Genomic DNA, 11,408 nt, shown 5'->3' with positions numbered 1-11,408 from the left:
CGCCGGCATGCATTTATCCTTGATAAACGGGAGGCAATGATATGTCGGAACGGAATGAAAAGCAACGTCAATCTGATTCTTCTTGGGGCAAGAATGGCGAACAAGGGATGCTGCTCAGCCGGAGAAAAATGCTGGCCGCGATCGGGATCGCAGGCGCTTCCGCAGCGGTTGGCACGTTATTCCCCGGCGGCACGAGCTACGCCAAGAAAAAGAACAAAGGCAGCGATGAGCTGCTGGGCGGTGCAATCGACAGCGTGGCCGATATTTCGCAATTGAAGCAGAAGGATTTGGAGGACGGGCAGCTAATCAAGCTTTTCGGGTATCACCCCGGTACGGATACCGGCGGCGGCTGGTTGTACTACGACGCCAGCCGCCCGAAATCCGATCATAACGGCGGGACGGTGTTCAGCGTCTCCGTTCCCTGGAACGGGCAGCAGACGGTGCTGACCAATTTTTTGAAAGGAACGGGCGAGACGAACGGCAGCGGGCAAGGCTGCCTGGTGAGGCTGACGGAGGAGTCGATATCTCCCGTACACTTCGGCGCGCGGATCGACGGGGTGACCAACGACAAGGCGGCCATTCAAGCTGCTATCGATTACGTTTCCGGCATCGGCGGCGGGACGGTGGAGTTCCCGTCCGGCACGGCCTTGTTGGATGGGCTTGAGCATGCAATCGTTACTATGCCTTGGGGATGGACGGAGCCTTATTGGATGCTGCTGAAGGGGAAAAGCAACGTACGTATCAAGGGGCAGGGCTGGAGCACGATACTGAAAGTAGCGGGCGGACTCGTAGCGACTAATGCATCCGAATATCAAACGAAAGGATTCATGGTATTCAGCGACGCCGGAAACTACAGCATCGAAAATTTTAGCGTCCAAGATTTGAAGATCGATTTCAACGGCGAGAACAACCTGCTCCCTCCGTTAAATACTTATGGAAGTCAGTCCTTGTGCCCCGGCATTTGGTTTCTCGGCGGTAAAAACTTCAGCGTCAGAAATGTATGGTTCGATAAAAATCCGGGGCATCAGACCGTCGTGTTCGACCGGGCTGTCGATGGAGCCGAGGTGGTTGACTGCTTATTTACGTTTAATGGAGGCACATTAACCGGCAATGACCATATCAACGATCACTCCACGATATACTGCTTGGCCGATCATTATATCATATCGGGCAACCGGTTTATCGGGCGGGGCGGCCGCACCAGCTACGAAAGCACGGCTTTGGAAATTCACGGCCGGCATGGTCTCGTATTCGGAAACCTGGTTGACAGTTATAATACGGGAATGGTTCGCGCGGCTTTCGGCAAGGACAGCGTCAACGTTTCCGTGTATGGAAACACCTTCAACGAAGTCGGTTTCGGCTTGAACATCGATGCTGCAGCCGGCAGCCGATTGGTAGTCGATTTTTATGAGAACAAAATTACGAATCGCAGCGTCAGGCCTTCTCCCGGCAGAGTGAACACCGCCGTGGGGGCCACCATGTATCAATTTGCTTATGTAACCCCGTCGTCCGGTAATTATACGGAAGTCAATATTCTCAACAACGAGTTCGAACAGTTTGCGCCGGATGCCGATTGGTCGATTTACAACAAGGGGGAAAACTCCATATTTGAAGGCGGCAAATATGACTCCGTCACGTTTAAAGGCAATAAAGTTACAGGGTACCAAGGGGCTGTAATCCGAGCGTTATACCATGCTCCCGCCAGATATGATTTCGACGGGAACTTATTCGTCAATTGCGGCTTCGCAGGCGAAGATGCCCGTCCGGTCGTTCATCTCGATAACGTAGATGAGGCTTGGAACCAGCGTATCGGAATGATTTCGTTAACCGGCAACAAATTTGTAAACGTTAAGTACACGCATGCTTTCGTTTTTTACAAACCCCTTACTCCGGAGAAAATGGCGTTTACCGGAGAGGTTTCCGGATGGCTCTCTCCTTATTCCGGTCATGAGCCAAACGGGTCGGATTTTTGCCGCTTCGATTACTCGGTCGGAGAAGTGAATGAGAATATGCCGATCGCCTACAACGCAAATAGCGTTCATGGGAAAATCAAGCTGTCTTCTGCCGAGGAAACCTATTTCTTCAAACTGAAAAATACAATAGTACCGTGGAATTATGCCGGGAAAAGCGAGGCTGCCCCAACCGCGCCCCGATATTTCGGCGATAGACGCGGCGATTATTATGAGGCTGTATTGCCTTCCGCCGGCAGCTTCATGCGCTACGTTTGCGTAAACGACTCTCCTGGAGCGACGACGCTCGGCACGTGGAAAGGAGCCGGAAGCATCGAGTCCTAGTAGGTTGACATGGGGAAGTTAAACCTGAGAAGTCAGACGGAAAGGAGGGAAAGGAATGAGTTCAAAAGTAGCTCTGGTAACAGGCGCCGGAAGAGGAATCGGTAAGGGGATTGCCATAGCCTTGGCCAGGGCGGGATACGACATCGGAGTACATTTTCATCAAAGCGCTGTCATGGCAGAGGAGACTGCCCGCGAGATTGAGTCGGTCGGCCGCCGAGCCGAGCTGCTCCAAGCCGATATTTCGACCTTGGACGGCATAGAGGCTTTGTTTGCCCAATTCACGGCTTGCTTCGAGCGGCTTGACCTACACGTCAATAATTCCGGTATTACGCGTATGAAGCCGTTTCTGGAAATGACACCGGAATTGTTCGATGAGGTGGTGAACACCGATTTCAAAGGACTTTACTTTTGCTCGCAGCGGGCGGCACGTCTGATGGTCGAATTGGGCATCAAGGGGACGATTATACATATTAGCTCCAACCATGCAAGCGGAAACTGGAGCGATTCGACGGTGTATGCAGCAGTCAAAGCGGCGGTAAACAAATTGACTAAAAATATGGCGCTTGATTTGGCTGTTCACGGCATTCGCGTGGCCGGCGTTGCGCCCGGTTACACGATGATCGAGCGGCTTGAGGAGCAGATGCCGCAGGTGAAGCCGTTGATCGATCGGATTACGGAGCGTATTCCGCTCGGCAGATTTGCAACGCCTCAGGAAATTGGGGAAGCTGTCGTATACTTGGCATCGGAAAGCGCCGGTTATATTACCGGTACAACGCTTGAGGTGGATGGCGGTGCGCTGCTGCCCGTATGGGCGGATCGCAGTTAATCGGGTTCGGGAGGAGAAGCGGAAATGAAAATAACGGCGATGAAGCTGTTCCATGTGAAGCCGCGCTGGCTGTTTCTGAAGGTGGAGACGGACGAAGGCATCTCAGGCTGGGGCGAACCGATCGTGGAAGGCAGGGCGTTAACCGTAGCGACCGCTGTAGAAGAGCTGAAGCGATATCTGATCGGGGAAGACCCGTTAAAGATTGAGCATCACTGGCAGGTGATGTACAGAAGCAGCTTCTACCGCGGCGGTCCGGTTCTGGTGAGCGCAATCAGCGGAATCGAGCAGGCGCTGTGGGATATTAAAGGCAAATACTACAATATGCCCGTCTATGAAATGCTCGGCGGCCGCTGCCGCGATAAAATCAGAATGTATTGCCATAGCGGGGGCGTAACACCGGAGGAATGCGCAGCCAATGCGATGCGCCGCATAGAAACCGGGTTCAGCGCGATCAAGATCGGTATCGATGCTCCGGTGCGACAAGTCGATACGCTGCGCTTTGTTGAGAGCCAGGTTGCCAAACTGGCAGCAATCCGCGAGGCGGCAGGAAGCGGGATCGATATCGCCATCGATTTTCACGGCCGCGTCAGCCCGGCGATGGCGATCCGACTGGCGCAGGCGTTCGAGCCGTATTATCCGATGTTCATCGAGGAGCCCTGTCTTCCGGACAATGTCGATACGATGGTGCGCATTGCCCAATCCACTACTGTGCCGATTGCGGCGGGCGAGCGGTTGTTTACGCGCTGGGGGTTCCGGGAAGCGCTGGAGAAGCAGGCGGTGTCCATCGTGCAGCCTGATCTGTGCCATGCCGGAGGCATTTTTGAAGCGAAAAAAATAGCCGCAATGGCCGAGGTGTACTACGGATCCATTGCGCCGCATAATCCGCTCGGTCCGATCTCGCTTGCTTCTTGTTTGCAGCTCGATGCTTGCACGCCGAATTTTCTCATTCAGGAGCATCCTTCAATGGCGGAAGGCTGGGATTTGGGCGAGGGATACTTGAAGAAGCCGTTCGTCATTCAAGACGGATATATCGATGTACCGACCGGCGCCGGCTTGGGCATTGAAGTCGATGAAGATGCTTTGGCCGAACGAAAATATGACGGTACTTGGGATACGCCTCGACTTTATTATGAGGACGGTTCGTTTGCGGAGTGGTAGTAAGCGGGGCGCACGTTATGTACTTAAAAATGCCAAACTATACTTCTTTATCGTTTACATTTCATGACAATCAAGACATAATGATGTCGAAGGTACTTGTTCAAACAGGAGATGAAGCGGCATGGTAAATGTCTTGAAAAAAGTAAAGATAGGTGTTATCGGGCTTGGCGGACGAGGGAGAGGGCTGCTTTCGACTCTTCTGGACATGGAGGACGTGGAAATAACCGCTGTCTGCGATTTGTACGAGGAGCGGCTGCAGCTTGCGCTTGAGCTTTTCGATCGGGCGGGCCGTCCGAAAGCGGATGTTTACGCGGATTATAAGGAGCTGCTCGTCCGCGAAGACGTGGAAGGCGTTATTATCGCGACGACATGGATTACGCATGCGGAGATCGCCGTTGCGGCGATGAAAGCGGGCAAATATGCCGGTATCGAAGTAGGCGGAGCCGCTTCCTTGGAGGAATGCTGGGAGCTGGTACGCACCTCGGAGCAGACCGGAGTGCCGTGCATGCTGCTCGAAAACTGCTGCTACGGCCGCGACGAGCTTGCGGTTTTCAATATGGTGAAGCAGGGACTCTTGGGCGAGCTGATTCACTGCGCGTGCGGCTACGAGCATGACTTGCGTGATGAAGTCGCTCTGGGCGAGCAAACCAAACATAACCGCTACCACAATTATTTGCACCGCAACGGGGAGCTTTACCCGATTCACGGGCTGGGACCGGTTTCGAAGACGCTCGGCATCAACCGGGGCAACCGGCTTGTATCGCTGACTTCGATGGCTTCCAAAGCCCGGGGGATCAAGCATTGGGCTGCGGAGCAATTCGGAGAGAACGCTCCGCTCGCCAAAATGGAGTTCGCCCAAGGCGATATCGTGACGACGATGATCAAGTGCGCCGGCGGCGAGACGATTCAGATCATCCACGACACGACGCTGCCTCGGCCGTACTCGAGAGCGGGGAGAGTGCAAGGCACCAAAGGGATTTGGATGGAAGACAACAATTCGATCCATATCGAAGGCAGAAGCCCGGCGCATACATGGGAATCTTTCAACTCGTACCGCGAGCAATACGAGCATCCGATCTGGAAGGAATACATACGGATGGGCGTTCGCGGCGGGCACGACGGAATCGACTATCTGGTGCTTCGCGCCTTCCTCGAAAGCGTGACGAACCGGACGCAGACGCCGATCGACGTGTACGATACGGCGGTATGGATGGCGATTACCGTATTGTCCGAGGAGTCCATCGCGCTTGGCAGCGCGCCGGTCAGCATCCCGGATTTCACCAAAGGCAAATGGATCAAGCGGGAAGTGGCGCCAGTTGGCCGTTATTCGCTCTATACGATTGAAGAAGAGATGTTTACCCTGTAATTCGGTGCAGGTATCGGTACGGCCATTAGGCGGGCCGGTACCTTGATTTTGCCGAAAGACGGTTTCATTTTATGAGAAAAAGCGGAGTTGTCCCGTAGGTAGGTTGAACGGACCTTGGGACGGCCCCGCTTTTTATTTTGATGGACAATGACCGTACCATTTGATTCGCAGCGATGCATGGAGTGTTTAAATCTATATCAAATTCGATCAGAATCATCGAGAGGAAAGTAAAGTTCACCCAATGTGTATGACATTTTAAATAGAATGAACGGGATGAACGCAAGTACCGTAATCTATATGAAATTTCACATAGAATGGTCGAACAAAACGTAAAGTACCCAATTGTGTATGAAATTTCGCATAGAATCATCGAGACGAACAGCTAAGTCCCGTATACGGTATGAAATTTCGAATACAATGGCCGCCAACTAAAACATAGTCACGGATATGACGTAGCGTCATCTGCGGGTCTTATAAGAATGAGTTACAAGGCCAATTTGACACTAAAAAGACGACACATCTCTTGTATAATGGGGGATTGGTCGTCTTTTTTATGTTTCATTTCATGGCCCCTATTAAACCACAAGTTCTTTCAGTGCCTCGTGAACTTCTGGGTTGTTTTTCTTACTTTATGTGAAGCGATTACTGGAGATAACCGGGGGCCCCAAAATCGGGATGTCTTCTCACTGGGAAGGAAGCTTCTTAAAACTTTGCATAAAGGTGCAATCGAATAAGAACATATGTTTGGTATAATAGGTATAACTACCATGACCATACTTGTTATGCCGAAAAATGTTATAATGAAAAGGAGGATCACCAGTGAACCGTAAGCGTTTTAAGCCGCAAAACGATTTTATTTTCAAACGTCTTTTCGGGGAAGCGGAAACAAAGGATTTGCTTATTCATCTGCTTAATGCGATATTTTTGGAATCGGGCGGCAAACCGATCGTCGATCTGACCATTATCGAAAATAAGGAATTGACCAAGGAACTCATTGACGATAAAACGGGCAGACTGGACATCCGTGCCGAAACGATCGAGAACGAGCAAATCAATGTCGAGGTTCAGGTGGCGGAACAGAAGCATATGGAGAAGCGCTCCTTGTTTTACCTGGGAAAAATGTTCGTGGAATCGATTAAAGCCGGAGAACAATATGAAAACCTTAAGAAGACGATTACCATAAATTTATTAAACTTTTCTTTCTTGCAGACGGAACGGTATCACAGCTCGTTTCATTTGTATGAGGATCGCGATAAGACGCAAATGCTGACGGATATAATCGAGATTCATTTTATCGAGTTTCCGAAGTTTCGCAAAATAACGAAGGATTTGCAAAACCCGCTGCACCGATGGTTGTTGTTTTTAGAGGAAAAGCTGGCGGAAGACCAATTGGAGGAGTTGATCGGAATGGATCCGGTAATCAAGAAAGCGGAAGATCGGCTGGAATGGTTGAGCGGCGACGAGGAGACGATTCGTTTGTACGAAGCGCGCGAATTTTCCAAGTATGAGCGAAACAGTATCATTTCATCCGCGAAGCAGACAGGCCGTGAGGAAGGCATGCAAGAAGGATTACAAGAAGGACTGAAAGAAGGAATGAAAACAGGCATAAAAGAAGGAGAAAAGAAAGCCGCAAAGGAAATCGCGCAAAATTTGCTTTCGATGGGGATCGAGCCGGCAAAGGTTGCCCGGGCGACAGGTTTATCGGAGCAGGAAGTAGAGCAACTGAGTCGAGATACGAAGTAGAGCGGCAAGGTCGAGGCACTCATGCCAGAAGATTATTTTCTTTCGATCCGTGCCTCGCGCAACAAACAGCTCCTCTTAGGAGCTGTTTGTTGCGCGAGTTGGTCAATCATACGGCTAACGATGCAAAGGCATTGGGTGGCCTATTTCCGCTCCGCGCGGGACTCCCGGCGTAGGGTGCTTGGTTACGTCGGCTGACAAACTTCGTTTTATCAATTTATTTACTGCAATCATCGGTTGTTTATAGTATATTGGTAATACCATATTACTTATTCGGTCTATATAGCCGAATTCAGAAATAAGTATCGCAAATAGGGGAGAGTGGGGAACTCATGCATACGAAACAGCTGTTCGATCTTGAAGGGCAAATTGCGATCGTCACCGGCGGCTCAGGTCTTTATGGCGCGCACATCTCACAAGCGCTTTGCGAAGCGGGGGCGACGGTCATTATCGCTTCCCGGAATGCTGAAAATTGCGAGCAGGCGGCAGCGAAGCTGCAAGAAGCGGGACATCAGGCATACGGGATGCAGTTGGATTTGGGGGACGAGGCGAATATTTGCAAATTCGTCGCCGAAGTGATCGAGCGTTTTAAGCAAATCGATATCCTGGTCAACAACTCCGTGTCCCGCGTCGGCTTGAACGATTTGGAGAAGACGACCCAAGAAGGCTGGGAAGCGGCGCAGCATGTCAACGGGACGGGTACGATGCTGATTACGAGGGAAGTCGTCAAAACGATGGTTCCCCGCCGCAAAGGCAATATCATTAATATCGGCTCCATCCAGGGAACGGTTGGACCGCATTTTCCCGTATACGGCGATACCGGCATGTCGAGCGGCATTGAGTATACGTACGCCAAATGGGGCATGGTCGGGATGACGAAATGGCTGGCGAATTACTACGGCCGCTATAACATCCGCGCCAATTGCATCAGTCCGGGCGGGTACAATCCCGGCGTGGAAAACGATGTGCAGCGGGGCGAATTTGTCGACAACTACAAAAGACTGACGCCGCTCGGCCGATTCGGCGACGACGACGATATTAAGGGGCCGATCGTGTTTCTCGCTTCGGAAGCATCGCGTTATGTGACGGGTCATAACCTGGCGGTAGACGGCGGCTGGACGAGCTGGTAATTAGGCGTGTCTGAACACTCACTCAGGGTCATCTTTCACCGCCTTTTCGCCCTCTGCTTCGTTCCGTTTGCTTGACATACCTCCGATATGCCTTCACAAATGCGCCTTGCATAGAACAAAAATTCGGCAAAATCTGCTCCCTTCGGAGTATTCAGACACGCCCTAGGAGGAGGACACGATGAGCAAGATTCATATTTGCGGAACGCCTTTATCGGCGATGACGCTCGGCACGGTTCAATTGGGCATCCCATACGGCATTGCGAACAATAGCGGAAAACCGGATCGCGACAGCGCATTTGCTATTATCGAGGCTGCCGGCAAAGGAGGCGTAACCGGCTTCGATACGGCAGGCAGTTATGGAGACGCCGAGGTTTTGCTCGGCGAGTATTGGGCGGATAAGCCGCAGAAGCCTATTCTCGTTTCCAAAATGACGCTGCCGCTCGATACGGGACTGTCCGCAGCCGAAATCGAACGTCAGATGAACGAAAAAACCGAATCGACTTTGCGCCGTCTGCAAATCGGGCAATTGCCCGTCATGCTGCTCCATAATCCGGATGTGCTTCTTATGCATGGGGAAACGATTACGCACACGATGCGTTGCCTGCATAGAGACGGCCTCATTGCCAAAGCCGGCATCTCGATCGACGGGCATTCGGACGAACAGTACGCATCGATGCGGGATATCATCAATGAAGACATATACGAGGCGCTGCAAATCCCGCTTAACGTGCTCGACCATCGTCTGATCCGCTCCGGCGCGATTCGCGAATTCGCCGCAGCCGGAAAAATCTTGTTCGCGCGAAGCGTTTTCCTGCAGGGACTTCTTCTGATGGACGAGAACAAAATCGCCGAAAAAGTTCCCGAGGCGCTTGCGCATGTACGAACGATTCGTTCGCTGGCCGAAGAGGAAGGCGTATCTTTAGCGGAGTTGGCGATTTCCTTCGTCCGCGATATGCCGGAGATTGCGAGTCTCGTCATCGGAGCGGAAACCGTTGAACAGCTTAACGATAATGTCAGGCTCATGAGCTGCCCGCAAATTAGCGAGGCGACGCGCGATAAGATTCATCGTCAGCTGGGCGACATTCCGCCATCCATCGTCAATCCGGTGAAGTGGGTGAAAAGGTAAGGAAGGTTGATTCGCCAATCTGCGGTCGACAGTCCCGGCGACGCGGTGAAACGCCACTTGTTGGGAACAGCGCGTATTGCGTAAAAGTTCGCCGTTTATGAAAAGCCAAAGGACTCTTCTCAGCGTGAGAAGTCTTTGGCTTTTTTTGGTTTTGGGCGTTGATAAAGCGAGCGCGACCGGAAGCAGATGCGCTTGTAAGGGAGGGCTGCATCGGTCTGACCGCTGCCATGCGCTGAAACGAGTACCGGGAGAAAGGCGTGCCGGGAAACAATGGGATCAGCACTGAGGTACCAGTCATGTGATGTCCGAATCAGCATACAAGTTGGCAGCATCATCTAAGTACTGGAAAAAGCGCTTATGATATACTTTGGTTAACTCGCAAATACACCCCGATGCCGTTAACTTTTAAAGAGGAATTCGACATGCGCCGGCCGCAAAGCGGCTTGTGCCCAGATCCTATCAGGAGTTAAGGAGGCGGCTCGCCTATGTCCCCCACGATTCTCAGACTTCAAGCCAAAACGTTCAACATGACGAAAGCGTTTCCGTTTTATTTTTTTCGCTGGATGCATGATCATTATGCAAAGCTGCCTCTTCATTCCCATGATTTTATCGAGCTGGTTTTCGTATGGAACGGGTCGGCGACCCACATCTTCAATTCCAGACAGTTCGGCAGGCTGGAGTACAAAATTTATCCGGGGGATATTTTTATTATCAGTCCCGGCGAAGAGCATACGTATCATTTGGATCCCGGCGAGAAAGTGGAAATTATCAATATGCTTTTTTACCCGGAGATGCTGGAATCGTCGCTGCTTTTTGAATCGTACCAGGCGGAAAGGGAGCTGATGGATTTTTTGTATGTTCAGCCTTTTTTGCAGAAAGAAGCGCGTTTTAGCTCCATCCTGAAGCTGGACGCTATAGCGGCTGAAGAAGTCATGACGCTCGTCGCCAAAATAGAGAAGGAGTATACCGCCCAACAGAAGGGCTACCAGTCTCTTGTCAAATTATTGTTAACGGAACTCGTTTTGCGTTTGGGCCGTTTTTATTCGGAGCGCCCGAGGCTGATCAGCGAAAGGTTATTGGTCGTTCAGGGAGGAACGAAGGATAAGCTGAATCGGGTTTTGGGTTATATGGAGCATCATTACAATACGGATTTCAGCGTGGAACAGCTGGCGGAAATGGCTTCCTGCAGCGAGCGCCAATTTGCCAGGCTTTTTAAACAAGCGACAGGAACGACGGTCATTAATTATTTGCATAACCTTCGCATCAAACGCGCCCAAAAAATGCTGTCCCGGACAAATGAGAAAATAGCGGCTATCGGGATGGAGGTCGGGTTTCATGATATCAGCTTTTTTAACCGAATTTTCAAGAGGATTGTCGGCATGAGTCCGAAGGAGTATCAAGCCGGTCTTAGTCGGGGAGGCGAATTGGAGGGCAGAACGGCCGACTAGTACTCGAACCCCTAAAAATCCCAACAGTTGTATTCGGGATTTGATTGCCGGCGGCCGCGGGTAGAACCTGGTAAATGGATGGGGGGTATGTTTTGGTGTACTAGGAGCAGTCGGCGAAAGGTCTGTTAGCGCCCCGTAAGGTTATTCGATGTTTTTTATGGCAGTCCAAAGCATATCGAGTTTGCTTCATGCAGATACGATATGCATTTTAAATATCGGCTCAATAGAAAGCGCTTTCATTTTGTGCGAAGAGAGAACCTAGATGAATCAAAACTTCGAAAGGGGCTGGTATACGTTTAAAGGGAGGAGATGGGCAAAAG

The 11,408-nt window shown here is 51.3% G+C and carries 8 protein-coding genes; all 8 read left to right on the top strand.

Annotated features, from left to right (window positions below; all coding sequences use genetic code 11):
- Positions 1 to 41 precede the first annotated feature (41 nt).
- The 8 genes from DQG23_RS21785 to DQG23_RS21750 all read left to right on the top strand — a co-directional run bounded on the left by DQG23_RS21785 (position 42) and on the right by DQG23_RS21750 (position 11,088).
- A complete protein-coding gene (locus tag DQG23_RS21785) occupies positions 42 to 2,294 on the top strand; it encodes a glycosyl hydrolase family 28-related protein (protein ID WP_113032996.1) in 2,253 nt (750 codons plus the stop codon).
- A 55-nt stretch (positions 2,295 to 2,349) separates the two neighbouring features.
- Positions 2,350 to 3,120, top strand: coding sequence for an SDR family NAD(P)-dependent oxidoreductase (locus DQG23_RS21780; RefSeq protein ID WP_113032995.1), 771 nt, complete (start codon positions 2,350 to 2,352; stop codon positions 3,118 to 3,120).
- A gap of 24 nt (positions 3,121 to 3,144) precedes the next feature.
- Positions 3,145 to 4,278 carry a galactonate dehydratase gene (dgoD, locus tag DQG23_RS21775; protein ID WP_113032994.1) on the top strand — a complete coding sequence of 378 codons (1,134 nt, stop codon included), beginning with the start codon at positions 3,145 to 3,147 and terminating at the stop codon, positions 4,276 to 4,278.
- Between the two features lie 121 nt (positions 4,279 to 4,399).
- Positions 4,400 to 5,644, top strand: a complete 1,245-nt coding sequence (locus DQG23_RS21770; RefSeq protein ID WP_113032993.1) for a Gfo/Idh/MocA family protein — start codon at positions 4,400 to 4,402, stop codon at positions 5,642 to 5,644.
- A gap of 819 nt (positions 5,645 to 6,463) precedes the next feature.
- The gene (locus DQG23_RS21765) at positions 6,464 to 7,387 is read left to right on the top strand and encodes an Rpn family recombination-promoting nuclease/putative transposase (protein ID WP_113032992.1); all 924 of its coding nucleotides are present in this window, start codon (positions 6,464 to 6,466) and stop codon (positions 7,385 to 7,387) included.
- 329 nt (positions 7,388 to 7,716) lie between these two features.
- The gene (locus DQG23_RS21760; protein WP_113032991.1) at positions 7,717 to 8,514 is read left to right on the top strand and encodes an SDR family NAD(P)-dependent oxidoreductase; all 798 of its coding nucleotides are present in this window, start codon (positions 7,717 to 7,719) and stop codon (positions 8,512 to 8,514) included.
- Positions 8,515 to 8,692: 178 nt separating this feature from the next.
- The gene (locus DQG23_RS21755; RefSeq protein ID WP_113032990.1) at positions 8,693 to 9,640 is read left to right on the top strand and encodes an aldo/keto reductase; all 948 of its coding nucleotides are present in this window, start codon (positions 8,693 to 8,695) and stop codon (positions 9,638 to 9,640) included.
- A gap of 485 nt (positions 9,641 to 10,125) precedes the next feature.
- The gene (locus DQG23_RS21750; RefSeq protein WP_113032989.1) at positions 10,126 to 11,088 is read left to right on the top strand and encodes an AraC family transcriptional regulator; all 963 of its coding nucleotides are present in this window, start codon (positions 10,126 to 10,128) and stop codon (positions 11,086 to 11,088) included.
- Positions 11,089 to 11,408 lie beyond the last annotated feature (320 nt).

Origin of the sequence: Paenibacillus contaminans, from assembly GCF_003285015.1 — a bacterium.
Lineage (GTDB): Bacteria > Bacillota > Bacilli > Paenibacillales > NBRC-103111 > Paenibacillus_V > Paenibacillus_V contaminans.
The sequence above is the reverse complement of the archived record's forward strand: the minus strand, read 5'-3'. Positions and strand labels throughout refer to the sequence as shown.